We start from the raw sequence: 26,456 nt of genomic DNA, 5'->3' as shown, positions 1-26,456 counted from the left end.
GTTTACTCCTGAGAGATGGTCAGAGACTTCCAGCCGGAATCCAAGTGCCAGTTTTTAGAAGTCAATGCGTTGATTTGGAAGGGTTTAGGCAGCTTCGCCGTCGAGAGCAGCAGGCGGATTTCGGCTTGTGTGTCTTTCGCTGCGACGCCGCTTAACGCGCCTTTGGACAGCACTTTCCAGTTGGCGACCGCCCCTACGCCGCGCAAGGCGGTCTCGAGCGTGTCGTATTCGGTGGAAAACGTGCCGACGGTTATGCGGTAGCGGTTGGTCAGCGGATGGAAGGAAAGTTTGTAGTGGATGGTGTTGTCGCTGTTGAGCAGCTGGTCAAACTTGAAGCGGTAAGACGGCATGGAAGGCGCAGAAAGCTGCCAGCTCAAAGTGAAATTCAACGGCACGCCCTGCCGGAGCGCCTGTTTGAGCTGGTCGGGCAAATCGGTGCGGAAACGGCTGCTGACGGAAAGCTGGCCGGTCTCGGTCAGCTTCGCCTCGGAGCGGGTCACGCTGATACCCTCCGCCGCCGCATTCAGCGACAGGGCGAGCAACAGCGTTCCAAACAGCCGTTTACTGCTTTTTGATAAGCGCGTAATAAAAGCCATCTTGATGTTTGTTCGGTAAAAGCACACGCGACTCGATCAGCTCGGCATCGGCGTGGCGGTTGAGGAATTTTTGCAACTGAACGTCGTTTTCTTCGACGAACACCGAGCAGGTGGCAAGCAGCATTCTGCCGTTTTTCGTCAGGGTTTGCCAAAGCGCGTCCAGCAATGACTCCTGCTGACGGGCGGTTTTGGCGGCATCGGTCGGACGGCGCAGCCATTTCACGTCGGGATTGCGCCGCGCCACACCCGAAGCGGTACACGGCACGTCGGCAAGGATGGCCTCGAAAGGCTTTCCATCATACCACGCCGCCAAGTCCTGCGCATCGGCGCAAGCCAGAGCGGTCGTCTGAAACCCCAAGCGGTCGAGATTGTCCTTCACCCTTTTCAGACGACCTTCGTCTATGTCCAAAGCGGTTACATGACAATCCGCCAGTTCCAACATATGCCCCGTCTTCCCGCCCGGCGCGGCGCACGCGTCCAAAATCCGTTCGCCGTCTTTAGGGTTTAACAGATACGCCGCCTGCTGCGCCCCGAAATCCTGCACCGACACCAGCCCTTCGGCAAAACCGGGCAGCCGGTTCACCGGCACAGCTTCTTCCAACGTAACCGCATATTCGTCCAACGCCTTAGCCGCAATACCTTCCGCCGCCAGCTTTTCCAAATACGATTCGGCATTGCCGTGGCGGCGGTTGACCCGCAGCGTCATCGGCGGATGCGATTGCAGCGCGGTGGTGATGTTGTGCCAGTGTTTCGGATAATGGTTTTTCAGGTATGCCACCCACCACAACGGCAGGTTGTGTTTCGCCACATCGTCTTTTTTGCACGAAGCCGCGAGCTTGTCGCGTTCACGCAAAAAACGCCGCAAAATCGCGTTGGCAAACGAACGGTACTGCCCGCGCCCGATTTTCGCGATACTCTCGACCGCCTCATTGACCACCGCATGAGGCGCGTTGCGCGTGTAATGCAGTTGGTACATCGCCGCCAAAAGCAGGCTTTCAAGCTGCGGATTGTCAATCGGCTTTTTCAGCATCTGCGCGAGCATATGTTTCAAGCTGCCCAAATAACGCTGGCAACCGTAGGCAATATCCTGCAACGCGCCGTTTTCCTGCGTCGTCAGCTCGGGATGCGCCGCGCGGATTTGCGCCAACACATCCTGAAGGTTGCGCCCTTCGGCGACCGCCGCAATGCTGTCGGCGGCGAGTTTTTGGGCGAGGGACATACTCATAAATTCAATTCCTTAAATACCTGCTTCGGTTCGATTGGTTCGTTATAGTGGATTAACTTTAAACCAGTACGGCGTTACCTCGCCTTGCCGTACTATCTGTACTGTCTGCGGCTTCGTCGCCTTGTCCTGATTTAAAGTTAATCCACTATAAAAATGTAAACGCCGTACACGGAGTTCAGGCGGTGTTCGGGGCAAAATTCAAATTGTGTTAATCCGATTGCCCGCTCATGACAATATCCATATAGTCCGTTCTTTTCAACACACATAAGGATTCATCATGACTTTGCGCGCCCTCTCCCTGCTTGCCGTTTCCGTCGCACTCGTTTCCGGCAGCCTGACCGCCGCGGCGGCACCACACAAACATTCCCGCGCCATCTCCCAAGCGCAAGCCGTCAAAATCGCCAAGAAACGCGTCGGCGGCGGCCGCGTTACCGACATCGACCACAGCGACGGACGCTGGGAAATCGAAATCCGCAGAGGCTGCACCGAATACGATGTGGACGTTTCCTCACAAAGCGGCCGCGTCATCAAAGTGGACACCGACAACCACTGCGACGATTAATGAGTTCTTAGAGGAAGCCAGACTTATATGTTCGGCTTTTTCGTTTTCAGACGACCTCAAGTTTACCCGAGGTTGTCTGAAAACCTTTTATCTACCGTTTCGCCCGATTCAAGACTTTCAGACGACCGCCCCGTCCCGTTCCAACAATGTCCGATAGCGTTCGGCATCCTGCGGCGAATAGCAACAGAAAATGATTTTTTCGACAGACGGACACTGCGGCAAGGTTTTTTTCAAAATCGCCAAAGCTGTTTCGGCAGCCAAATCAGCGGGGAAACGGTACACGCCTGTGCTGATACAGGGGAAGGCGATGCTGCGGATGCCGTGTTCTTGCGCCAACAGCAGGGAATTTTGATACGCCTCTGCCAGCTTGACCGCTTCGCTGCGGTGTCCGCCGAACCAAACCGGCCCGACGGTGTGAATCACAAATTTCGCCGGCAGCCGGTAGCCTTGGGTGATTTTCGCTTCGCCCGTGCGGCAGCCGTTCAACTTTCTGCACGCTTCCAACAATTCCCGTCCCGCCGCGCGGTGAATCGCGCCGTCCACGCCGCCGCCGCCCAACAACGAGGCATTGGCGGCGTTCACGATGGCATCGACTTCAAGTTTTGTAATATCGCCTTCGACTACTTCAAACACTGCCATGATCTGCTCCTAAACGTGGGGAATCTTGTCGTCAGTTCAACAAAACCAAACGTTTCCCTGCCGATATTTTCAGACGACCTCTGAATCATTCAAAGAAAGGTCGTCTGAAAATTAATCAGTCTGCAAACGGCTTCTACAAAACCGTCCCAACCTCAATCTTATGCCCTGCCGCAAACGCCGCAATCGGCATCCGTTTGCTGCCGGAAGGCTGCAATTCGGTAATCTTCAGCGCATTCTCGCCGCAGGCAACGACCAAGCCATCAGCCGAGCAAGACAACACTTCGCCCGCCCTGCCTTGTTGTGCCACTACTTCAGCCCGCCAGATTTTCATCGGTTTACCCTGATATTCCACCCACGCAGCGGGGACGGGGTTGAAGGCACGGATTTTGCGTTCAATCACTGCCGCGCTTTCGTTCCAATCGATACGCGCTTCTTCTTTGCTTAATTTTTGCGCATAAGTCACGCCTTTTTCTGGCTGTTTGACGCTTTTCAGACGACCTTCTGTTTTTAATTGTTGCAAATCAGCAACAATCGCCGCCGCACCGAGATTCATCAGCGCATCGTGTACTTCATTCGCCGTATCGGTCGGTTGGATGGCGTAACGGTGTTCGCTGACCACATCGCCAGTGTCCAAACCGATGTCCATCTGCATGATACACACGCCCGTTTCGGCATCGCCCGCTTCAATCGCGCGCTGAATCGGCGCCGCGCCGCGCCAACGGGGCAGCAGCGAGGCGTGGATGTTGAGGCAGCCGTGTTTCGGCGTATCCAACACGTCTTGCGGCAGAATCAGTCCGTAGGCGGCAACGACCATTACGTCGGCTTCAACCTCTTTGAGCATTTGCAGGGCTTCGGCGTTGTTGCGCAGTTTTTCAGGCTGCGCCACGCGCAAACCCAATTCCAACGCGGCCTGCTTCACAGGAGACGGAGCAAGCTGCATCCCGCGTCCTTTGGGGCGGTCGGGCTGGGTCAACACCAGCGGGATTTCAAAACCGGCGGCGGCTATGGCTTTTAAGGCGGCAGCGGCAAAATCGGGCGTACCGGCAAAGATGACTTTCATGGGAAACTCCTTGGAAATGGGTTTCAGACGACCTATATAGCGCAACGGCAAACATTGCGACAGGTCGTCTGAAAGTTTGAAAAACAACGGCTTGCTGCCGCTTTCCTCTTTCAGACGACCTGTTCGACCGTATCATTCGGCTTTTAGATGGTGTGTTTCTGACGTTTTTTCAGTTTGGTCTTAATCCGACCCTGTTTGAGCTGCGACAGGCGTTCGACAAAAACGATGCCCATCAGGTGATCCAACTCGTGCTGCACGCAAATCGCCAACAGTCCGTCCGCCTCTAGCGTAAATTTCTCGCCTTTTTCGTTCAAAGCCTCGACCTTGACGCGCTCGGCGCGGGTAACGGTGTCGTAAATGCCCGGCACGGACAGGCAGCCTTCCTCGTAAGTGGTTTCGCCGTCTTTTTCAACAATGACGGGGTTGATGAACACGCGCGGCTCGCTGCGGTCTTCGGTCAAATCCATTACGACGACGCGCTCATGCACATCGACCTGCGTCGCCGCCAGCCCGATACCGCGCGCTTCGTACATGGTTTCAAACATATCGGCAACCAGCTTTTGGATGCGCTCATCGACTTGCTCGACAGGCTTCGCCACGGTGTGCAGACGCTCGTCGGGATATTGCAGGATATTCAGTAAAGCCATAATTTTCTCTTCGTTTTTCAATACTTGGGACGCGCATTCAAACACGTCCGGCAGCAGATTGTGTGTGTTTTCATACAAATTTTGCGCCTGTCTTCACAATTCCCGTGATGACACTAACATTCAATGATAAAATATGTACCAATGAATTTCCGTTCAATGCGCACGAAACGCCCATTGACGTTTTTTAAAGGGGGACGGCGGTTTTTGCAAACTCCCGGCCATTTCATTTTCTCCATTTATCATTTAAAGACAAACCGAATCAATTTCAAGGGGAACGGTTATGCAACAACGTATTATAACCCTGCTTTGTGTCGCAGGCATGGCAATTTCCGCCCACGCTCAAGCAGCTTCATTAAAAGTGCGCCCCGATGCGCCGCAACGCTACGTCGTGAAAAACGGCGACACACTCTGGGGTATCTCCGGCAAATATCTGTACAGCCCGTGGCAGTGGAACCGCCTTTGGGGCGCAAACCGCGGGGAAATCCGCAATCCGCATCTGATTTATCCGGGTCAGGTGTTGGTTTTGCGCTACGTCAACGGCCGCCCGCAACTGGGCTTCGAAAACGGCTCCGCAGGCAATGACGGCATTCCGGTCATCAAACTCAGCCCGCGCGTCCGCGAAACCTCTTCAGGCTACGGCATCCAAACCGTCAACGTGAACTTCTACCGCATGTTCATGCAACATCCGCAGTTCATCGACCAAATGAAGACCCAAGACGCACCGCGCCTGATCGACGGTCCTGACAACCGCATCATGTACAGCAAAGGCGAACGCGTGTACGCCTACGGCGTTACCGAACCCGGCCGCTATCTGGTTTACCGCGCCGTCAAAGACCTGACCGATCCCGATACCCGCAAATACCTCGGACAAGAAGTTGTCTTCAGCGGCATCGTCAGCACCCTGCCCTACACCAACAGCGCGCTGGACTCCGCTTCCGACGAAGACCGCAAATACCTGAAAGACGGCGAATACTACACCCGCCTGCACCCGCTGGCGAAAGTGCCGACCCAAACCGCGCAGCCTATGATTGTGGAAGAAGCCGTTTCCGAAATCCGCAAAGGCGATTTCCTACTGAAAATGGACGGCGAAACCGAGCCTTTCCAAATCATGCCGCACGCACCGACGCAACACATCGACGGTAAAGTCATCTCCATCCTCGACGGCGTACACGAAGCCGGACAATTCCAAACCGTTACCCTGAACAAAGGTTCCGCCGACGGCTTGGACAAAGGCACGGTCTTGAGCATTTACAAACGCGACCGCCAAGTGAAAGTCGATTTGGAAGAAGGCAAAAAAGGCCGTAAGAACATCGTTAAATATGTTTCCATCCCTGCCGAAGAAACCGCATTGGCCATGGTATACCGCACCGGCGAACATCTCTCGTCCGCCATCATTTTGGAAAACCTGACCAGCATCAACATCGGCGACACCGTATCCGAACCCGGCCGCGACTTGGACAACATGTCTGACGACAAACCGCACGTCCGCAACGAGCCGCAAGATTCCCACGATACGGAACACAACCAATACAATATCCACAGCAACATCAATAAATATTGATTGATTGCCGACAACAAAACGTCGTCTGAAAATTTCAGACGACGTTTTTTATAAAAATTTGAATAAGCAACGCCGTACCGTCATTCCTAATCAGCGTGAGTCTGATCCTGAGTTTTTCAAAAAATTATGAAGATTGCCGTAATCTCAAACCTCCAAATACCCGCCCGCGCGGAAATGACGATGCCGGCATTTCCTGCTATCGCCCGCTCTATCTGCCCAATCCGCTTTATCCTCAAGATAACTTGTTTCTTGAATGTGCCGATAAACTTCTGCCGCTCATCCCTACCAAGCCATAAGCGGATATATTGTTACCTATCGAATCAGTCAAGCGCCAAACAGGTCGTCTGAAACCTTTTCAGACGACCTGTTTGGCTATGGGCGCTGTGTTAACTGCCTGAACCGACGGTGTAAACCTTACCGATGCTTTCGGGGTCTTGCAGGACGACGGTGACGGCGGCGGCGAGTCCGTTTCGGCTCATGTAGTTTTTAGGGATGCCGTCGGGGTGGTCGGTCAGGATGTGGCGGTTGTCTTCGCTGTTGTCCAATCCGCAGGGGCGGAGGATGGTCCAGTTCAGGCTGCTTTGTTTGAGGTAGATTTCGGCTTCGGTTTTGGCGCGGACGGCTTCGCCGAGGGCTTGTTTGAAGGGTTCGCTCATCATGTCCCATTGTTCGCCGCAGCCCATGCTGGTAATCAGGATGAAACGGGCTTGCGGGTTGGTAGCCTGGGTGGCGGCAATGATGTTGATGTTGCCCAGTGCGTCGCTGCGTATGCCTTGTTCGTTTTTGCCGCCAACGAAGCTGATGACGCTGTCGGGGCGGTATTGTGCGAACACTTTGTCGAGCGCGTCGGCATCGAGCGCGTCGGCGGTGGCCGTCTGAATGCGGTGTTCGCTAAAGAACGAGTCTTCAGGCGGCTTTCTTAATACGGCGACGGTGTCGGCAGGATGGGTGAGTGTGCTGATGAACGCGCGGCCGGACGGGCCGTTGGCACCGAAGATGAGTTGCATGGGGAGCTCCTTTGTGTGTTGGATGGTTAGGGGTTCAATAATCTGTTTACTTTGTTGAGTGGTTGGGACAGGCTGGTTGATTTTCAGACGACTTTGTTGTGTTTGATGCTGCGTGGTCGTGGGCAAAGCCCACGCTGCCTTTTTTCGGTTTTCTCTTGCGACAGAACTGAGATTGTCTGAAAAACAGGCAAAACGAGTTTTATAACAATAGCCGTAGCATGGGTTTTGTCTGCGGAATTAACTTACCGGTTTGGGGTCGTACCCTCTCCCTAGCCCTCTCCCACGGGGAGAGGGGATGGGTTGGTAGGGAGAATCCAAACGACAGAGAATGCCAAAAATGGTTGGTGCTCAGTTGAATCAAAGGTCGTCTGAAAACGGGCAAAGCGGGTTTTATAACAACAGCCGTAGCGTGGATTTTGCCTGCTGAATTGACTTACCGGTTTGTGCTTTACCCTCTCCCATCCCCTCTCCCACGGGGAGAGGGGATGGGTTGACAGGGAAGCTAAAAGTGGCAGAGAAGCCAAAAATGGTTCAGTTGTAGCGTGGGCTATGCCCGCGATTTTGCTCCAAAGGTCGTCTGAAATCTGTATTTGTTTTTAACGAAACTCGCTGTATTCGTTTTAACTTCATTGATACTGCGCTTTCAGACGACCTTGTTGTGTTTGATGTTGTGCTGTCGTGGGCATAGCCCACGCTACTTCTTTTTGGTTCTCTTTCGCGGCAGAGTATTAGGTCGTCTGAAAGCGGGCAAAGCGGGTTTCATGACAACTGCCGTAGCGTGGGTTTTGCCCTCTCCCTAGCCCTCTCCCGCGGGGAGAGGGGATGGGTTGACGGGTAAACTTCAAGTGGCAGAGAAGCCAAAAATGCTTGAATCTCAGTATCCTCAATCCCCTCTCCCCGTGGGAGAGGGTTAGGGAGAGGGCGGTAAGCGTAAGCTTACTTTGGGGCAAACACCAATCTTGCAGGCAGCCTGTCGAATTTCATCGGCTATTTACGATGCCGAAAGATGGTTTCGTTTGTGCAGGAATGCGGCAATTTCTATCGGTTTCGGGCAAAGGTCGTCTGAAACCTGTTTAAGCCGCCGCAAACAGTTTTCTCATGGCTTCGATTTGGTGTTGTTTGAGTTCGCCTGCTTCGTCGCGTCCGACGAAGATTTTGAACATGGCGCCGCCGTTGCGGTTGATGAAGTTGAGCGAGCAGGTGTCTTTGCCCATAAACGGACGCTCTAAAAGGTAGATGGCGGCGCAGTTTTCGTAATAGATATGACCGTGTACGCCGCCGTCGGTTTCGGGGTGGTCGAAGTTGTAGAAGCCGCGACCGACTTTGCCGCCGGGCAGTTTGCCGGTAACTTCGACGATGGCGTCGGGGGTGTGGGCGATGAAGGTGACGGCTTCGTCCCAAGCGGCGACGGCTTGGAGGATTTCGACGATGCGGCTGCCTTCGGTTTGGCGGATGCAGTTTTCGGGCAGGCAGCGGATGACGTCTTCAAAGCTGCATTGGTTTTGCGCGGCGAGCATTTCGAGCACTTGGCCGGGATTTTTTTCCAATGATTGGCGCAACATGATTTGTTGTTCGGATGAAAGTTTTTGCATGGTTTGATCCTTTTCTTGAGTCGGAAGGGTGAGCATGAGTTTGCGGATGAGGGTGGGCGACCAGTAGCGGCCGCTGGTGTTCAGGCGGATGAGGCCGTCTGAACCTTGTTCTTCAAAGAGCTGCATTGCCTGCCATTGGGCAATCAGCTTCTGCGCGGCGGCGTTGCCGTCAAATAGCGAGGGATTCAGACGACCTGTTTCCATGTCGTGCTGCACTTGTCCGAGCAGGGTTTTGTTCGGGCTGTGGCCGCTCATGAAGGCGATGTTTTTTTCGCCTTTCGGGGTGGCGAGGTAGCTGTCTAAATCGCCCTGCACCTGATAGCTGAAGCCGCCGAGGTTGCCGCCTGCGCCGGAGCCGAACGCCCAGCAGGGGATATTGGATTTGACCAGTGTGTTGTAGCGGTTGCGTTCGCCGCGGCCGGGATAGGCGAAATGGCTGTTGCTGACTTGGTTCCAGCCTTTTTGCGCCAGCGTTTCGACGGAGTAGGCGTATTGGTCTGCCTGAACGTCGAAACCCGGCGGGGCGGGAAATGCGCCTTTTTCCACCATGCGGTTGATGGGCAGCATGGGATAGAGATTGAAGGCGTAGGTGTCGAGTCCGGACAAAGGCAGGGCGGTGGCGCGTTCGAGGTCGTTTTGCCAGACGGCGTCGGTTTGGTTGGGCAGGCCGAACATCAAATCGACAACGATAACGGCATTGATTTCACACAGTTTTTCCAGATAAGCAAAGGCTTCGTCTCCGCCGTGTTTGCGGCCGAGGCGGCGGCGGATGGCGGTGTCGAAAGTTTGCACGCCGATGGAAATGCGGTTGGCACCCGCTTCGACGCAGGCTTGGGCTTTTTCGATGTCGAAATGGCTCATGCGGCCTTCGATGGTGAACTCGCAGTCGTCGGCAATCGGCAGGTATTGGTAACAGGCGCGGATGAGTCTGGCTAGGTCTTGGGTTTGCAGCGCGGTGGGCGTGCCGCCGCCGAAATAGACGGCGCGGATTTTACCGTTGCCTTGGCGGATTTCGGCTTCCGCCGCCATTTCTTCGATGATTTTGTCGGTGTAAACGCTGCTGTAACTCTCTTTCCACGCGTTGCGGTAGAAGCCGCAGAACACGCAGTGGTTAGCGCAGAAGGGGATGTGCAGATAGGCGAGCGCGTCGGAATCGGCGGCATGGGGGAGCTGCTGCCGCCAAATATTTTGCCATTGCGGACGGGGAATCGGTATGCCGCCCCATATCGGCATCAACGCCTGCCGTTCGGGAAAGGCTTTGGGCGCGGATTGGCGCGGTGTCCAAACAAGCTGCTGTTCCATAGTTGATTAAAAATGATTATTAATCAGATTTGAAAATTAAATCATTAGCGATAGGTAGTGTCAAGGGGCGATAGTGAAGGGAAACAGAAAATGAAAAGTATCGGTAACTGACTATAGTGGATTAACTTTAAATCAGGACAAGGCGACGAAGCCGCAGACAGTACAGATAGTACGGTAAGGCGAGGCAACGCCGTACTGGTTTAAAGTTAATCCACTATAAATTTTGAGGTCGGCATTGTGCGGGATGGCTTGAGGTCGTCTGAAAAATCAAAGATTTGATTTGCTGTTTGGTTTGGGTGTCAGGCATTTAACCCATGACCTGTTTTCAGACGACCTCTTTGGGAACACTAAAACTTAAGCTGCACGCGGGCGGCGAAATTGCGTCCAGTTTCGGTGTACAAATCCATCACGCTTGAGCGGCTCATGCCGGCGACGTCTGCGTGTTGCCAGTATTTTTTGTTGCCGATGTTGTAAATGTTCGCGCCGATTTCGACGTTTTTAGACGGCTTGTACCACGCGCCGACATCCCATACGCCGTAGCCCGGCGCTTGGAAAACGCTGTCGCTGCTGACGCGGCTGTGTTTTTTCGACCAGCGCAGTTTGGTATCGACGCCCCATTTTTCTTGTGCGTAGTCTAATCCCAAAACGCCGTTGAGCGGGTAGGCGGAATCCAGCGGCGTGCCGTCTTGCTGCTTGCCGCGCATCCACGCGATGCTGCCGGAGACTTGCCAGCCCGGCAGGAATTTGTAGGCGGCGGAGGCTTCGGCACCGTAGGTTTTGACCCTATCCAGATTTTGATATTGGTACTGGATAATCGGGCGGCCGCCTATGGAGGCAGTGCCGACTTCGGTGCGGTCGATGAAGTTTCGATAACGGTTGTAGAACGCAGTAACTTGCGCGCGGGCGCGTTCGTTTTTGAACTTCATGCCCAATTCGAAGCTGTTGGAGCGTTCGGATTTGAGATTCGCATTCGGGATGACGGCATAGCCGTAGGTCGTGTTGGCAAACGCCATGGTCGCGCTGTCAAACGGCGGCGTGCGGAAGCCTTGTGAATAGGTGGCGAAACCGGTGAACTGTTCTCCCATCGGTACGCTTAGGCGCAGGCTGGGCGTGAGCGCAGAATCGTTGAAGCGGGTTGCCGTACCGTCGGGGTTGGCGTTGAGATAAGCTTGGTCGGTTTCGGTGGCCAGCCTGTCTTTTACGACAGTCAATATCCAAGACCTTTACCACACAAACAAAGGTCGTCTGAAAACCCGTATTTCAGGTTTTCAGACGACCTTTTTACTGCTCAAACGGCTGACCGCTCAATCAGTCGTGACCGATATCGACGGTTTTCTCTTTGTAGCGCGTATCGGGGACGAGGACGATTTTTTCGTCCACTTTGCCGATGGCTTTCACGTCTTTGCCCGGGTAGTCCAACTGATGCAGGAAGTAGCGGATACAGTTGAGGCGGGCGCGTTTTTTGTCGTCGGAACGGATGATGACCCAAGGCGCGTCGCCGGTGTGGGTGTGGAAGAACATGGCGTTTTTGGCTTCGGTGTAGTCGTCCCAGCGGTCGAGCGACTGGATGTCCACGGGGGAAAGTTTCCAGTGTTTCAGGGGGTCGTCGCGGCGGGAGATGAAGCGGCGCAGTTGTTCTTCGCGGGATACGGAGAACCAGAATTTGAAGAGGTGGATGCCGCTGGCGACGAGCATACGTTCCAATTCAGGGGTTTGGCGCATGAAGAGCAGGTATTCGTTGGGTTCGCAGAAGCCCATCACGCGTTCTACGCCGGCGCGGTTGTACCATGAGCGGTCGAAGAATACCATTTCGCCTGCGGTCGGCAGGTTTTGGATGTAGCGTTGGAAATACCATTGGCCGCGTTCGGTGGTGGTCGGTTTTTCCAAAGCGACAACGCGTGCGCCGCGCGGATTCAAATGTTCCATAAAGCGTTTGATGGTACCGCCCTTGCCTGCGGCGTCGCGGCCTTCAAACAGGCTGACGATGCGTTGGCCGGAGTCTTTGACCCAGCTTTGCACTTTCAGCAATTCGATTTGCAGCTTTTGTTTTTCTTTTTCGTATGCGGCGCGGCGCATACGTTGTTTGTAGGGGTAATTGGCGGGAAGCGGTGCGCTGCCGGAATCTTCGTCCGTACCGCGTCCTTCGTGTTCCAAAACGGCTTTTTCGAAAACTTGCAACTGGTCTTGCTTTTCGCCCAATTCAACGTTTTCGAACGGTTCTAACTGATGATCTGCCATAGGGTCTCCTTATTGATTAAGTTTGAAATGATATGGTGTGGTATGGTTTGATTCTACTCCTTTGCCCCTCAGCGGACTACATAAAATTACACTGACCCATTTTTTTCGGCGCGGTCTGCTAATTTGTGTAAAAACGGCGTATAATCAGGCTATTTGCACCACAGCCATGCCCTATTTCGCCCTGTTTGACGATGCCGTAAGCGGCCGCGCAAAACTCTATCAAAATCATGTGGAAAACCGCCTTTTCCATCATAACGAACTGGATTCGCTGGACGATACGCTGCAAAAGGGCTGGCAAAAAGGGCTGCATGCTGTGTTGTTTGCAGACTACGAATTCGGTTTGCCGCTGATGGGGATAGCGTCCGAACGCGGCGGCAATCTTGCCCTGCACTGGTTTGCCGACTGCGCCGACATCGATGCCGCAAGCTGGCTTGCCCAAAATTCAGACGACCTCCCCGCCGGTATTTCCACGCCGCAATCCTCCGTATCCGAAGCCGATTACCTCGACCGCATCCGCCAAATCCACGAAGCCATCCGGCGCGGCGACACCTATCAAATCAACTACACCACCCGCCTGCACCTGCAAGCCTACGGCAATCCCGTCAGCCTCTACCGCCGCTTGCGCCAGCCCGTCCCCTATGCCGTTTTGTCCCACCTGCCCGATGCGGCAGGAAAATCCGCGTGGACGCTGTGTTTCTCGCCCGAACTCTTCCTCAAAATCGGTGCGGACGGCACCATCAGCACCGAACCGATGAAAGGCACCGCGCCGATTTTGGGCGACGGGCAAGACGAACGCCGCGCCGCCGAGTTGCAAGCCGACCCGAAAAACCGCGCCGAAAACGTGATGATTGTCGATTTGCTGCGCAACGACCTCGGCAAAATCGCCCAAACCGGCAAAGTATGCGTGCCCGAGCCGTTTAAAGTATCGCGTTTCGGCAGCGTCTGGCAGATGACCAGCACCATCCAAGCCCAAGCCCTGCCGCACATTAGCGCCGCCGACATCCTCCGCGCCGCCTTCCCCTGCGGCAGCATCACCGGCGCACCCAAACGCATGAGCATGCAGATTATCGAATCGCTCGAAGCCGAACCGCGCGGACTGTACACCGGCAGCATCGGCTACCTGAAACCCTGCGCGGGCGGGCTGGGATTTGAAGGTATATTCAACGTCGTCATCCGCACCCTGTCGCTCAAACCCGTTTCAGACCCGATTTCAGACGACCTTCCATTTTCAGACGACCTAGATAGTGGATTAAATTTAAATCAGGACAAGGCGACGAAGCCGAAGACAGTACGGCAAGGCGGGGCAACGCCGTACCGGTTTAAAGTTAATCCACTATATCAAGGCATATACGGCGTCGGTTCCGGCATCGTCATCGACAGCGACCCCGACGCCGAATATCGGGAATGCGGCTGGAAAGCCCGTTTCCTCAACGAACTGCGCCCCGCCTTCGGCATCTTCGAAACCATGCGCGTGGAAAACAGGCAATGCCGCCTGCTCGACCTGCATTTAGGTCGTCTGAAAATCTCAGCCCAAGCCCTCAACCTGCCCCTGCCCGACGATGGCGAAACCCGAATCCGGCAATACATCGCCGACTTGCCCGACGGCCTCTTCCGCTTGAAAGCCGAACTCGTTTCAGACGATCTCATCCTCAGCCATGCCGCCACCGCCGAGCTGTCCGCCCCGCAGCGCGTCATCCCCGCCCCGCAACCCCTCCCGCGCCGCGACTACCTGCGCCGCTTCAAAACCACCCGCCGCGCCCTCTTCGACCAAGCGTGGCAAACCGCCGAAACACAAGGCGCGTTCGACAGCCTGTTTTTCAATTCAGACGGCCTCCTGCTCGAAGGCGGCAGAAGCAACGTATTCATCAAATACCAAGGGCAATGGCTCACCCCGTCTCTGGATTTGGACATCCTCAACGGCGTCATGCGCCAAGCCGTGTTGCAACAGCCGCAAACCTACTTGGGCGCGGACGCAGTCATCGAAACGCACATCACCCGCGACATGCTGGAACACGCCGAAGAAATCCGCCTCTCCAACGCCTTAAGGGGCATGTTTGAGGCGGATTTGGTCGTTAAAGAATAAAATTATTTCCTGAAAACGGATAAAGCCGACAGGCGGAGTATTCGTGAAACGGGTTATATGTCTGAAACTTGAGTGTTCACAAACATGCGCACGGCCTTACCCTCATAACGCTGGTTCAACCACGCCTGTAAGCGTTCGCGGTCTTTGGCAGGCAAAGACTCCTTAAATTCGAGCGAAACCACGACAATATCGTCATGTTCGCCTGTTTTCGATTTAGTATTTTTGCCGCTTTCAGGCTGCTCGGAAACAGGCTCTGTTTGCGCTTTCTCCCAAACCAAGCCGCGTCCGACAACGATTTTTTCCGCTTCCGGATATTGGGCTTTTAATTCCTTGAGTACCGCTGCATCGTCAGCACCGGCGGTATCGGCAGTTTTGCCCGCAAGCACGGTATCGATATAGGCCTGCTGCTCTTTCAGTTCATTTTGCTGCTGAACCGGATTGTTTCGGCTTGCCAGCAATTCTTCGATTTTGGCACCATCCCCTCCCGCATAAACCACGTTCACCTCCGGCTCTTTTACCCCCGACGCATTAAGGCTTTTTTCCAACAGGGCGATGATTTTCTCGGCATTACCCGTTCCGTTGACAATCAGACCGACTTTATTTTCCTTGTAGTTCAATACCTTACGAAGAACAAAAAAACTTTCCTGCTGCTGCGCGGCGGTGATCGCGGCATTGGCTTTTGTGTTGAACAGTTCCTGGCGCACCAGTCCTGATGCCATATAGCCGCTCGGAATCATCACAGCCAACACGACAACAGTAATCATGATACTTTGCAACCGGCGTTTGGATTCCGTTACCAACCCCCTGCGCGGCAGCTTGAGCAGTTTGGAAAACAACAAGGTCGAAAAAGCTATGAACACGCAGTTGATGGCAAAAAGATATGAAGCGCCGAAAAAATATTGCCAGTTGCCATGTGCCAGTCCGTAGCCCGCAGTACACAGGGGCGGCATCAATGCGGTCGCAATCGCCACACCCGGTATGGCATTGCCTCCTTCTTTTCGGGTCAGCGCCACAATGCCCGCACTACCGCCGAAGAAGGCAATCAACACATCCCAAAGGGTCGGCTGAGTACGCGCCAAAAGCTCGCTTTGCGCCTCTTTAAGCGGGGTTAATAGAAAATACAGTGTAGCAGTAACCAAACTGATGGCGACGAATACCATAATATTGCGCACCGCTTGGCGGATCAGCGCAGTATCGCCCACCGCCAAACCGTAACCCATACCGACGATCGGCCCCATCAACGGGGAAATCAACATCGCTCCGATCACTACCGCCGTGCTGTTTACATTTAGACCGATACTCGCCACAGCAATGGCAAACATCAATACCCACATATTCGTTCCGGACACCCGAGTATTGGTACGGATAGTGGCATCGATCTTATCGGGATGAGCTTGGTCATGCGCAAGATTGAACACATCTTGCAACTTGGTCATGGCACCCTTGTCTTCTTGTTCCTGCTTTTCTTGTATTTCCTGATTTTTACTTTCTTCCTGATCTTGCATGTGCGTATCCTAAAATTTTAATATTTTATTTTAAATATCTAATTCATAGAGAATTTTTGAGTAATGAAATAATGCCTTGCCATTACGGCTAAATCTGACAGGCACAATTCTCGCAATATATTAGCATACGTACGCAAATTTCCTCCGTTAGATGAAGGAAGGGCAAAGTTGCCGTTACAGCAAGCCGTAACGTGGGCTTTACCCACGAGATGAATGCCAAAATGAAAGTCTATGTGACTGTTGTCGGATTTAGTTGTTGGATGGTGGATTTCGTGGGCAAAGCCCACGCTACTTGGGTTATCCCAAATCTGCCTTGATTGAATAAAAGGTCGTCTGAAAATGAACGTGAACGTGTTTCCCTAACACCCAAATCCCAAAGTTTTCAGACGACCTTATTTTTGCCTGCAACCTGCCCCCTCTCCCGTCTCGCGTGAGAGGGCTGGGGAGAGGGTGGCTCTGCGGACTGTACGAATTTGATTTGACCTAAACTCCAAAAGCCACCCCAATCCCAACCTTCCCCCGCCGGACGGGGGAAGGGACAAGTTCCGTTGCAACAACGAGTAGCGTGGGTTCTACCCACGATATAAATGCAAGAATAACCGCTAAATTCAAATTGTGGACAACAGGCTTGCGGACGAGGCCCACGCTACTCATTAACTTCCAAGCCCCCATTAATCTCATAAAAAGGTCGTCTGAAACGGGAAAATCAGTTTTCAGACGACCTTTCCGCTTATTAACTTATTGATACCAAAGAAAAACAAATTCCCGCTTGTAGGTTAAAATCAGGCTATGCTAATATGCACAACAACAGGTTTTTCCAGAATAATCTGTGTTAGAATGCAGGTTTAGATGGAAAACTCTATCCGAACTCGGTACAATACCGACGAATTTATTTCTCTTAAACAACCCGCCGCAAGGCAAAAGGAACGACTGATATGTCAAACATCGAACAACAAGTTAAGAAAATTGTTGCTGAACAACTGGGCGTAAGCGAAGCCGAAGTCAAAAATGAATCTTCCTTCCAAGACGACCTGGGTGCAGATTCTTTGGACACCGTAGAATTGGTTATGGCTTTGGAAGAAGCTTTCGGTTGCGAAATCCCCGATGAAGAAGCCGAAAAAATCACTACCGTACAACTGGCTATCGACTACATCAACGCCCACAACGGCTAATCGGCCGCACCAAACATCCCCAGCCTCTGCTGCGTTAGCGCAATAGAGGCTGTTACCTTATATATGTGGGGCAAAATCCGTTATAATAGCCGCCAGGAATCCGATTCCGAACCGCTATTATCATTTTCAGACGGCATCTTGCCGCATCCTACCGAAAACCAACAGCGAGATTATCATGAGTCAGAGAAGAGTAGTCATCACAGGCCTCGGCCAAGTATCACCGGTCGGCAACGACGTCGCCACCGCATGGAGCAACCTGCTCGCAGGCAAAAGCGGCATCGGCCGGATTACCCGCTTTGACGCATCCGACATCAACAGCCAAATCGCCGGCGAAGTGCGCGATTTCGACATCGGCCAATACATCAGCGCCAAAGAAGCCCGCCGCATGGACGTGTTCATCCACTACGGCATCGCCGCCGCGCTGCAAGCCATCAACGATGCCGGTTTGGACGCATTGGAAAGCCTCGACAAAGACCGTGTCGGCGTGAATATCGGTTCCGGCATCGGCGGTCTGCCCAGCATCGAAGCCACCGGCAAAGCCGTTATCGAAGGCGGCGCGCGTAAAATCAATCCTTTCTTCATTCCTGGTTCGCTGATTAACCTGATTGCGGGTCATGTAACCATCCTCAAAGGCTACCGCGGCCCCAGCTACGGCATGGTTTCCGCCTGTACCACCGGCGCACACTCCATCGGCGACTCCGCCCGACTGATTAAATACGGCGACGCCGACGTGATGATTGCAGGCGGTGCCGAAGGCGCGATCAGCACTTTGGGCGTGGGCGGCTTCGCAGCCATGAAAGCCCTTTCCACCCGCAACGACGATCCCGTCACCGCTTCCCGTCCGTGGGACAAAGGCCGCGACGGTTTCGTCATCGGAGAAGGTGCGGGCGTGCTGGTGTTGGAAGAATTGGAACACGCGAAAAAACGCGGCGCGAAAATTTACGCCGAAATCGTCGGTTTCGGCATGAGTTCCGATGCCTACCACATCACCGCTCCGAACGAAGAAGGCCCTGCATTGGCGGTTACCCGCGCGTTGAAAGATGCCGGACTGAATCCCGAAGACGTCGATTACGTCAACGCACACGGTACATCCACTCCGTTGGGCGATGCCAACGAAACCAAAGCGCTCAAACGCGCGCTGGGCGACCATGCCCGTAAAGTTATTGTCAACTCCACCAAATCCATGACCGGCCACTTGCTCGGCGCGGCAGGCGGCGTGGAAGCGTTGTACAGCGTGTTGGCAGTACACGAGCAAAAATCTCCACCGACCATCAACATCTTTGAACAAGACGTTGAAGCCGGTTGTGATCTGGACTACTGTGCCAACAAAGCGCGTGACGCGAAAATCGACGTTGCCATCTCCAATTCCTTCGGCTTTGGCGGTACCAACGGCACATTGGTATTCAAACGCTTCAAAGACTGATAGAAGGTTTTAAGTAGATTGAAAAGGCCGTCTGAAACTCGGTTTCAGACGGCCTTTTTTATTTTGAAATACAAATATTCTTGATAATCTGTATCATTTATATAAAAATATTGACTCCTACCAATATCGCCCGGATTTTATTGGGTAATCAACCCAATTACATTTTTAAGGAGTCTGCAATGAAAACCATCCGTATTCTAGCATTGGCCGCTGCACTGGCCGCCGTGCCTGCATTTGCGTCTGATTTCGGCCATGAACAGGCATTGACCATAGACGGCAAGCCTGCCCATCTGGCAGAAACTTCAGCCCGTATTTTGGCAAACGAAACCCTGACTGCGCCGCAACTGGTCGAAGATATCACTGATGGATTAGGTTCGAAAAAAATTCCAGGTTATAAATTGATGATTATGGGCCGCACTTATTCGGTGGCGGCAGAAACCAAACCGCCGAAAGAAGGCCAAACTCAGTGGCGGGACAATACGTTCATTCATCGCGGCGTAAAACTGTTTGTCGGCATTCCGGTCAAAAACGGCAAGATGGATTTGGCGTCTGCCAGATTGATTAATATCGGCGTAGTTGACGACAACGGTGGTGCCGCGCCTCATGATGAGGGTGAAAAAATCCGTCCGGTCGGCAAGCAGCTGATGTCTCCCGATACCAAAGTGGAAAATGTGAAACTCAATATTGCCAAACTGACGTTGCCAAATATGAAATTGGGCGAAACCAGTGGCGGTGGTGTGAAATTGGAAGCATCGACAACATTGGACGGTAAGCCGATACAGACCAAAATCGACAGCACTTTCTCCCGCTTCTATTCCGCCAAACCAGCCGCTACACGGCCGTTTATGGCAGATGTACGGTTTGTGAAATAATCGCAAAGGCCGTCTGAAATCCAGTTTCAGACGGCCTTTTATATAACGAAACTGCATAAGTTTAGTTTTTCATAGATTAAAGGTAAGGAGAGACCTTTGCAAAATTCCTTTCCTTCCGACAGCCGAGATCCAAATAAAGATTTTCGGCTGTTTTTGTTTCAAATATCCACTGATTCTACTCAAATATCCCCGTAATTCACCTTGGATACCTGATCAATCAGGTATCCGGGCCGCCTTTTAGGCGGCAACAGGCACACTTAGCCTGTTAGCCGCTTTCAACAGGTTTAAACACATCGCCTTCAGATGACTTTGCGCACTCACTTTGAGCAGACCAAAATAGGCTGCCCGGGCGTAGCGGAATTTACGGTGCAGCGTACCGAAGCTTTGTTCGACCACATAACGGGTCTTCGACAAATATCGGTTGCGTTTGGTTTGCGCTTCCGTCAGCGGACGGTTGCGGCAGGCTTTGCGCATAATGCCGTCTAACAACTGATGGTCTTCCAGATGTTGCCGGTTTTCCTTACTGTCGTAGCCTTTGTCGGCATAGACGGTCGTACCTTCGGCAATGCCTTCCAACAAAGGGGACAGATGGTTGCACTCATGGGTATTGGCGGGGGTAATGTGCAGTTTCTCGATATAGCCTTCCTCATCGGTACGGGTATGTTGTTTGTAACCGAGTTTGTATAAACCGTTTTTCTTTGTCCAACGGGCATCTTTATCCTTACTCGGTGTGGTTTGGCCGCTGACTTGTCCTTCCTCGTCGACTTCTATGGCCTGACGCTGTTTGCTGCCGGCGGTCTGAATAATGGTGGCGTCAACGACGGCGGCGGATGCCTTCTCTAATTTTAGGTTTTTTTCGGTCAGTTGTCGGTTAATCAGTTCCAGCAATTCGGACAGGGTGTCGTCTTGCGCCAGCCAGTTACGGTAGCGGCATAAGGTGCTGTAATCGGGGATGCTCAGTTCGTCAAAACGGCAAAACAGGTTGAAATCGATGCGGGTGATGAGGCTGTGTTCGAGTTCGGGATCGGAGAGGCTGTGCCATTGTCCGAGCAGGACGGCTTTGAACATGGACAACAGGGGATAGGCGGGACGGCCGCGGTGGTCTCTAAGGTAACGGGTTCTTTGACGATTCAGGTACTGTTCGATCGGTTGCCAATCAATCACCTGATCCAACTTCAATAGTGGGAAGCGGTCGATGTGTTTGGCAATCATGGCTTGTGCGGTTTGCCGGAAGAAGGTGCTCATGAGAAATCCCCTAAATGTCTTGATGGGAATTTAGGGGATTTTGGGGAATTTTGCAAAGGTCTCGATGGGTCTGCGACGCACAGTCCGCCATCAGGCAAAGAGAGCCTTATCTCAAATTCACGTTATATATCATTAGGTTTAAGTATCTTTCCCTTGCTATTTTCCGATATTCTTTATCTCCCTAAACCTATGAAAACCGGTCGTCTGAAAAACCGAAAAAGGATTTTCAGACGACCTTTCTATCCGGTTCCTGTGCTGCGGCAGGCACGACCGTATCCGCTTGCGGCAAACGGTGCAGTTTGTACCAATCGTACAGCCGCTTCAGACACAATAAGGCAATCAGCGGCATACAAAATGCGCTGGCCAAATAGCGCGGGTTGCCGAAATTGAACACGGGATGCCCTGCGGCAGCGGAAATCAGCGCATTGCCCCATTCCCACAGCGACGGCACGCTGAATGCCAATACCGCCAGCAGCCCCAACGTGCGGAAAATGCCGATGGGCAGGATACGGCGTTTTAAAACCGTACCGTTAAGTTGGAGCAGAGTCAGCAGTCCGAAGCCGATAATAACCATCATGCCGCCGTTGGCAATAATTTGCAGGCTGTTGAACGCAATGTCGGGTGTAACGGCAAGCCCGCCGTCAGAAGGTGTGCTTTGCTGCAAATTAAGCCCTTGCGAGATATTGAGGACAAAGCCGTAAACCATGTCGGCTAAGACAATGAAAATAGGCAACGAGGTGATCAGTTTTTTCATGGCAGTTGTGTGATGGGAAGTGGTGGCGGCATTTTTACCGAAAGCGGCTTATGGTAAAGCAGCGGGCGGCGGGAGGCAATAGCGTCGCCGTCCCTCTTCCGATTATGCCGTTCGTTATTCGGGCGTGTTAAACCATATGGTTTACGTTACAATCATATCGTCTTAAGACAATACCGCACAGCGGTTTCAGACGACCTATTCTGCCACCGACAGGAATCTTTATGCACGCATCCGTCCTCAGCCGTTTTGCACCGGCTTTATACATTTTGATGTTTTTTGCCGGTTTTCTAACCGCCTGCGTCTGGTTTAACCCCCAAGACTATCTCGCCGACCTTACCCCTGTCATCACGGCATTTGCCGCCATCGCGCTGGTTTGGCTTGCGTGGGCTGTCGCCTCGGTCAGAATCAAGGCAAAAAGCGAAATGCAGCATCGGGAAAAACTGATGCAGCGTGAAAGCGTCCACCCCGTCCTGCATGCCGCCATCCGCCCGGTAGAAGACAAACCCGGCATGATTGCCTTCGTTATCCGCAATCACGGCAAAGGCATGGCGAAAAACATCCGCCTGAAAGCCACCGCTATTTCTGACTACCCTTCCGCTTCGGCTGTCGCCGCCGCGCTGGCACGGCTGCCGGTATTTGCCGAAGGAGCGGACATGCTGGCGGCAGACGAAATTTACGCAGGTATTTTCGCCGACATCCACACCCTTGCCAAATCAGGAGAATTCGGCGGAATCGTCCGCGTGGACGCCGACTGTGAAAACGTTTTCGGCGATGCCTGTACCTCGCAGACGGATTTGGACGTCAGCCTGCTGAAACAGGTCGGTATAATTGAAATACCCCGCAAAAAACTGCTGTATTGAGCATCAGGCAATAACCCGCCCCGGCAAGCCATCGCCCCACATTCCGCATGACGACACGGCATATTGCGAAAAGGTCGTCTGAAAACCCGTTTCCAAGTTTGAACTGCACCCCAAAAGTTGGACATCCCCTCCAACTCACAAGGTGCAGTTTTTTTATGAGCAAATATACATTACACTTCAAATACCAAGCCGTACTCCACTACCTGCATATACGCAGCCAACAGCGTACCGCAGACCACTACGGCATTTCCCGAACCCACCTGAGACGATGGATACGCGCCTATCAAGAAGGCGGTATCGGCGCACTCGAACATCCCCAATCCAAAACCATGCCCCAACATCGAAAAAACCCCTTCATCGCAGATAAACCCGACCAAGAAAAAACACAGGCAGAGCTTATTGAAGAGTTGTGCTATATGCGCGCAGAGGTCGCCTACCTAAAGGAGTTAAAAGCCCTCAGCCAAAAGCAGACCGAAAAGGACAAAGCCAAACCGTCCAAGCACTGAGGGTGCAACACCCGCTCAAATACCTGCTGCACATCGCAAACCTGCCCAAAAGCAGCTTTTACTACCACCACCAAGACCGACCCGACCCCGACGCAGCCGACAAAGCCCTCCTCGTCGAAACCTACCGGCGGCATAAAGGACGCTACGGACAAAGGCGCATTGCCGCCGCATTGGGTTGGAACCGCAAAAAAGCGGCGCGGTTGATGAGGCAGTTGGAACTGAAAGCCCTCATACGGGCGAAAAAAGCCTACCGCCATCCCGCTATGGGCGAGATATCGGAACACCTCCTCAAACGCCGGTTCAAAGCCCGAAAGCCCAACGAAAAATGGCTGACCGACGTTACCGAACTCAAAGGGAAGGACGGCAAACTGTACCTCTCGCCGATATTGGACCTGTTCAACCGGGAAATCGTCGCCTACGCCATGAGCCGCAATGCCAACAGCGAAATGGTGAAGGAAATGCTCGAAAAAGCCGCCCCCCGTCTGACTGCTAAAGGAACGATGCTTCATTCGGACCAAGGTGTGCTGTACCGTACGGCGGGGTATAGGGAATTGCTTGCGGAGCATTCCATGGTTCAAAGCATGTCGCGAAAGGCGAACTGTTGGGACAATGCGCCGATGGAAAGCTTCTTTGCGGTGTTGAAGACGGAGTGTTTCTATAATGCAGGTGAATTGACGGTAGATGAATTGATGAAGCAGATAGATGACTATATGGATTACTACAACCGGGAGCGTTGTAGTTTGAAATTGAAAAAGCTGAGTCCTGTCGCATACAGAACCCAGCTTGCACAGAGCGCCTGAATAGGCTTTTATGAGTGTCCAAGATTTGGGGGCCAGTTCAGTTTTCAGACGACGGCGGATTCGCATTTGAAGTGCAACTTTCCATAACAGAAAAAGGCCAGTATGCGGTAGCATACGGCCTTTCCTGCAAGAAAGATTGCCATGAGCTACACACAACTGACCCAAGACGAACGATACCATATCCAATACCTGTCCCGCTACTGCACCATCGCCGAAATCGCCAAACAACTTAACCGCCACAAAAGCACCATCAGCCGCGAAATCAAGCGGCACTGCATCCAAGGACAGCAATACAGCGCCGAAAAAGCACAGAAGCAAAGCCGGCTGACCAAACAGCACCGGCGAAAACCCTATAAGCTCGATTCGCAGCTGATTCAACACATCGACACCCTTATCCGCCGCAAACTCAGTCCCGAACAAGTATGCGCCTACCTGCATAAACACCACGAGATCACACTCCATCACAGCACCGTTTACCGCTACCTCCGCCAAGACAAAAGCAACGGCGGCACTTTGTGGCAACATCTCAGAATATGCAGCAAACCCTACCGCAAACGCTACGGCAGCACATGGACCAGAGGCAAAGTGCCCGACCGCGTCGGCATAGAAAACCGACCTGCTATCGTCGACCAGAAAACCCGCATCGGCGATTGGGAGGCCGACACCATCGTCGGCAAAAATCAGAAAAGCGCGTTATTGACCTTGGTCGAACGCACTACCCGCTACACCATTATCTGCAAATTAAAGAACTTAAAAGCCGAAGACACTGCCCGGGCGGCCATTAGGATATTAAAGGCATATAAAGCCAGAGTCCACACCATCACCATGGATAACGGCAAAGAGTTCTACCAACACACCAAAATAGCCAAAGCATTGAAGGCGAAAACCTATTTTTGCCGCCCTTACCATTCTTGGGAGAAAGGGCTGAATGAGAACACCAACGGACTCATCCGACAATATTTCCCCAAACAGACCGATTTCCGAAATATCAGTAATCGGGAGATACGCAGGGTTCAAGATGAGTTGAACCACCGGCCAAGAAAAACACTTGGCTACGAAACGCCAAGTGTTTTATTCTTAAATCTGTTCCAACCACTGGTACCCTAGTGTTGCACTTGAAATCCGAATCCAAGGACCTCTTGTTTATCTGCCGTTTGCGTGTCGATTATTTAACGCGCAGCACTTCCAGCGTATTGGTCGAACCGGATTCGCGCATTTGCGAACCGCTGGTGATGATGTATTGGTCGCCGGAGCTTAAGATTTTATGTTCGACCAACATGGCTTCCACTTCGTTCAGCGCGGTATCGTGGTCGGTGCTGGTCGCCAGAATCATCGGGCGCACGCCGCGATACATCGCCATACGGCGTTGGGCGGAAATGCTCGGAGTCAGGGCGAAAATCGGCAAAGTGATGTTGTGGCGGCTGATTTCGAAGGCGGTTGAGCCGCTTTCGGTCAGGGCGACGATGGCTTTGGCGTGAACCGCGCGCGCCACGCTGACCGCGCCGCCGGCAATCGCCAAGTTGGTGCTGACGGCTTCGGGATAATCGACCTGTTCGGCAACGCCGTTGAGTGAATCTTGTTCTTTTTCCGCAGCCGCACAAATAATCGCCATTTGGCTGACGGTTTCAAACGGATACGCGCCGACGGCAGTTTCGGCGGAACACATCACCGCATCGGTGCCGTCCAATACCGCGTTTGCCACATCGCTGACTTCCGCGCGGGTCGGGACGGGGTTGGTGATCATGGATTCCATCATTTGGGTTGCCGTAATGCTGAAGCGGCGCAATTCGCGTGCACGGCGGATCATGCGTTTTTGCAGGGCGGGGACGGCTGCGTGTCCGACTTCGACCGCCAAGTCGCCGCGCGCCACCATGATACCGTCGCTGGCGAGGATGATTTCGTCCAAGTTTTCAATCGCTTCCACACGTTCGATTTTGGAAACCAAGCCGGGGCGAACCGCAGTGCTGCCTTTCATTTCTTCTTCGACTTTGGCGCGGGCAGTGTGCAAATCTTCGGCGGATTTCACAAAGCTGATGGCGAGGTAGTCGCAACCGATGGCAATCGCGGTTTTCAGGTCGCGGAAGTCTTTCTCGGTCAACGCGCCTGCGGACAAACCGCCGCCGCGTTTATTGATGCCTTTGTTGCTTTTCAACACATGGCTATTTTCAACTTTAGTAACAATCTTACTGCCTTCAACGGATTCCACGGTCAAAGTCAGCAAACCGTCGTCCAACCACAAAACATCGCCTGCAACGACATCATTAGGCAGGTCGCGGTAGTCCAAACCGACCGCGTCGCGCGTGCCTTCGCCTTCGAGTGCGGCATCAAGAACCAGCGTTTCGCCTTTGTTCAATTCGATGCTGCCGCCGGCGATTTTGCCGACGCGGATTTTTGGACCTTGCAAGTCGGCGAGGATGGCGATTTCCTGTCCTGCGCGTTTTGCTGCTTCACGCACGATGCGGGCGTTTTCCTGATGGAATTCAGGCGTGCCGTGGCTGAAGTTGAAACGGACGACATTCAGACCGCCTACACGGATCATGTCTTCCAACAACTGGACATTGTTGCTGCCCGGCCCCAACGTAGCGACGATTTTGGTGTTGTGGCTGATGCGGGTTACATCGCGTTTTGCATTACTCATGTGAAGCGTCCTTTCGGTCAATCCGTTGATAAATGGCATACGGCTTTGTTGGAAAATTACAAAATAGCGTCCTAACGTCGTCTGAAACTGTAAATCTAAAACTTACGTCGAGACATCCAAGCCGTAAATCATGATGCAAATTAATATTTTGGGATTTTACTCTCAAAGT

The 26,456-nt window shown here is 53.0% G+C and carries 23 protein-coding genes and 3 pseudogenes; 11 read left to right on the top strand and 15 right to left on the bottom strand.

Annotated elements, in window-relative coordinates:
• Positions 1–2: 2 nt before the first annotated feature.
• Both NM96_12175 and NM96_12170 read right to left on the bottom strand, forming a co-directional pair.
• Positions 3–596, bottom strand: coding sequence for a DUF4390 domain-containing protein (locus NM96_12175; protein ID AVR79971.1), 594 nt, complete (start codon positions 594–596; stop codon positions 3–5).
• Entirely contained in the window at positions 562–1,821 is a 1,260-nt protein-coding gene (locus NM96_12170; GenBank protein ID AVR79970.1) for a 16S rRNA (cytosine(967)-C(5))-methyltransferase RsmB, read from the bottom strand. The genes NM96_12175 and NM96_12170 overlap by 35 nt, the downstream gene beginning before the upstream one ends.
• A gap of 277 nt (positions 1,822–2,098) precedes the next feature.
• On the opposite strand from NM96_12170, the gene NM96_12165 reads away from it, so the two are divergent.
• A complete protein-coding gene (locus NM96_12165; GenBank protein AVR79969.1) occupies positions 2,099–2,383 on the top strand; it encodes a peptidase in 285 nt (94 codons plus the stop codon).
• 117 nt (positions 2,384–2,500) lie between these two features.
• Here NM96_12165 and NM96_12160 read toward each other — a convergent pair whose 3' ends face one another.
• The 3 genes from NM96_12160 to def all read right to left on the bottom strand — a co-directional run bounded on the left by NM96_12160 (position 2,501) and on the right by def (position 4,729).
• Positions 2,501–3,022: an O-acetyl-ADP-ribose deacetylase gene (locus NM96_12160; protein AVR79968.1), complete on the bottom strand. Its 522-nt coding sequence runs from the start codon at positions 3,020–3,022 to the stop codon at positions 2,501–2,503.
• A 133-nt stretch (positions 3,023–3,155) separates the two neighbouring features.
• Complete coding sequence (locus NM96_12155; protein ID AVR79967.1) at positions 3,156–4,082, bottom strand: methionyl-tRNA formyltransferase; 927 nt, start codon at positions 4,080–4,082, stop codon at positions 3,156–3,158.
• 143 nt (positions 4,083–4,225) lie between these two features.
• Positions 4,226–4,729: a peptide deformylase gene (gene def, locus NM96_12150; protein ID AVR80343.1), complete on the bottom strand. Its 504-nt coding sequence runs from the start codon at positions 4,727–4,729 to the stop codon at positions 4,226–4,228.
• 280 nt (positions 4,730–5,009) lie between these two features.
• Between def and NM96_12145 the strand changes: the two genes are divergently transcribed.
• Complete coding sequence (locus NM96_12145; protein AVR79966.1) at positions 5,010–6,290, top strand: LysM peptidoglycan-binding domain-containing protein; 1,281 nt, start codon at positions 5,010–5,012, stop codon at positions 6,288–6,290.
• Between the two features lie 386 nt (positions 6,291–6,676).
• On the opposite strand, the gene NM96_12140 is transcribed toward NM96_12145, so the two are convergent.
• Positions 6,677–7,297 carry a nucleoside-diphosphate sugar epimerase gene (locus NM96_12140; GenBank protein AVR79965.1) on the bottom strand — a complete coding sequence of 207 codons (621 nt, stop codon included), beginning with the start codon at positions 7,295–7,297 and terminating at the stop codon, positions 6,677–6,679.
• Positions 7,298–8,370: 1,073 nt separating this feature from the next.
• Positions 8,371–10,191, bottom strand: a complete 1,821-nt coding sequence (locus NM96_12135) for a putative heme utilization radical SAM enzyme HutW (protein ID AVR79964.1) — start codon at positions 10,189–10,191, stop codon at positions 8,371–8,373.
• Between the two features lie 97 nt (positions 10,192–10,288).
• On the opposite strand from NM96_12135, the pseudogene NM96_12130 reads away from it, so the two are divergent.
• Positions 10,289–10,369, top strand: a pseudogene (locus NM96_12130) (transposase).
• A gap of 169 nt (positions 10,370–10,538) precedes the next feature.
• Here the strand turns inward: NM96_12130 and NM96_12125 are convergent.
• Together NM96_12125 and ppk2 are read right to left on the bottom strand one after the other, a co-directional pair.
• The gene (locus tag NM96_12125; protein AVR79963.1) at positions 10,539–11,402 is read right to left on the bottom strand and encodes a TonB-dependent receptor; all 864 of its coding nucleotides are present in this window, start codon (positions 11,400–11,402) and stop codon (positions 10,539–10,541) included.
• A gap of 97 nt (positions 11,403–11,499) precedes the next feature.
• The gene (gene ppk2 / locus NM96_12120) at positions 11,500–12,429 is read right to left on the bottom strand and encodes a polyphosphate kinase 2 (GenBank protein AVR79962.1); all 930 of its coding nucleotides are present in this window, start codon (positions 12,427–12,429) and stop codon (positions 11,500–11,502) included.
• A 166-nt stretch (positions 12,430–12,595) separates the two neighbouring features.
• Here ppk2 and NM96_12115 point away from each other — a divergent pair, with 166 nt between their 5' ends.
• Positions 12,596–14,512, top strand: coding sequence for a bifunctional aminodeoxychorismate synthase component I/aminodeoxychorismate lyase (locus tag NM96_12115; GenBank protein ID AVR79961.1), 1,917 nt, complete (start codon positions 12,596–12,598; stop codon positions 14,510–14,512).
• A 53-nt stretch (positions 14,513–14,565) separates the two neighbouring features.
• On the opposite strand, the gene NM96_12110 is transcribed toward NM96_12115, so the two are convergent.
• From NM96_12110 to NM96_12100, 3 genes and pseudogenes are all read right to left on the bottom strand, one after another.
• Complete coding sequence (locus NM96_12110) at positions 14,566–16,017, bottom strand: TIGR00341 family protein (protein AVR79960.1); 1,452 nt, start codon at positions 16,015–16,017, stop codon at positions 14,566–14,568.
• Positions 16,018–16,151: 134 nt separating this feature from the next.
• Positions 16,152–16,250: pseudogene (locus NM96_12105) on the bottom strand (superoxide dismutase).
• Between the two features lie 267 nt (positions 16,251–16,517).
• A pseudogene (locus tag NM96_12100) lies at positions 16,518–16,606 on the bottom strand (superoxide dismutase).
• Between the two features lie 346 nt (positions 16,607–16,952).
• On the opposite strand from NM96_12100, the gene NM96_12095 reads away from it, so the two are divergent.
• The 3 genes from NM96_12095 (at position 16,953) to NM96_12085 (ending at position 19,484) form a co-directional block, all read left to right on the top strand.
• Positions 16,953–17,189 (top strand): acyl carrier protein, encoded by a 237-nt coding sequence (locus NM96_12095; GenBank protein AVR79959.1) that lies wholly within the window; start codon positions 16,953–16,955, stop codon positions 17,187–17,189.
• Between the two features lie 175 nt (positions 17,190–17,364).
• On the top strand, positions 17,365–18,612 hold the full coding sequence (gene fabF / locus NM96_12090) for a beta-ketoacyl-[acyl-carrier-protein] synthase II (protein AVR79958.1): 1,248 nt from the start codon (positions 17,365–17,367) through the stop codon (positions 18,610–18,612).
• 179 nt (positions 18,613–18,791) lie between these two features.
• A complete protein-coding gene (locus NM96_12085) occupies positions 18,792–19,484 on the top strand; it encodes a hypothetical protein (GenBank protein ID AVR79957.1) in 693 nt (230 codons plus the stop codon).
• Between the two features lie 237 nt (positions 19,485–19,721).
• Here the strand turns inward: NM96_12085 and NM96_12080 are convergent, their stop codons facing one another.
• Both NM96_12080 and NM96_12075 read right to left on the bottom strand, forming a co-directional pair.
• The gene (locus NM96_12080; protein AVR79956.1) at positions 19,722–20,729 is read right to left on the bottom strand and encodes an IS5/IS1182 family transposase; all 1,008 of its coding nucleotides are present in this window, start codon (positions 20,727–20,729) and stop codon (positions 19,722–19,724) included.
• A gap of 226 nt (positions 20,730–20,955) precedes the next feature.
• Complete coding sequence (locus NM96_12075; GenBank protein AVR79955.1) at positions 20,956–21,483, bottom strand: hypothetical protein; 528 nt, start codon at positions 21,481–21,483, stop codon at positions 20,956–20,958.
• 221 nt (positions 21,484–21,704) lie between these two features.
• On the opposite strand from NM96_12075, the gene NM96_12070 reads away from it, so the two are divergent.
• From NM96_12070 to NM96_12055, 4 genes are all read left to right on the top strand, one after another.
• Positions 21,705–22,343 carry a hypothetical protein gene (locus NM96_12070; GenBank protein ID AVR79954.1) on the top strand — a complete coding sequence of 213 codons (639 nt, stop codon included), beginning with the start codon at positions 21,705–21,707 and terminating at the stop codon, positions 22,341–22,343.
• 47 nt (positions 22,344–22,390) lie between these two features.
• The gene (locus tag NM96_12065; protein AVR79953.1) at positions 22,391–22,849 is read left to right on the top strand and encodes a transposase; all 459 of its coding nucleotides are present in this window, start codon (positions 22,391–22,393) and stop codon (positions 22,847–22,849) included.
• Positions 22,850–22,851: 2 nt separating this feature from the next.
• Positions 22,852–23,649, top strand: a complete 798-nt coding sequence (locus NM96_12060; protein AVR79952.1) for a hypothetical protein — start codon at positions 22,852–22,854, stop codon at positions 23,647–23,649.
• Positions 23,650–23,790: 141 nt separating this feature from the next.
• Complete coding sequence (locus NM96_12055; protein AVR79951.1) at positions 23,791–24,756, top strand: IS30 family transposase; 966 nt, start codon at positions 23,791–23,793, stop codon at positions 24,754–24,756.
• A gap of 58 nt (positions 24,757–24,814) precedes the next feature.
• Here NM96_12055 and pyk read toward each other — a convergent pair whose 3' ends face one another.
• Positions 24,815–26,287: a pyruvate kinase gene (gene pyk, locus NM96_12050; protein ID AVR79950.1), complete on the bottom strand. Its 1,473-nt coding sequence runs from the start codon at positions 26,285–26,287 to the stop codon at positions 24,815–24,817.
• Between the last annotated feature and the right edge of the window lie 169 nt (positions 26,288–26,456).

The organism is Neisseria mucosa, assembly GCA_003028315.1.
Classification (GTDB): domain Bacteria; phylum Pseudomonadota; class Gammaproteobacteria; order Burkholderiales; family Neisseriaceae; genus Neisseria; species Neisseria mucosa.
Note: the sequence above shows the minus strand (reverse complement) of the source record. Positions and strands in the feature narration are given on the sequence as shown.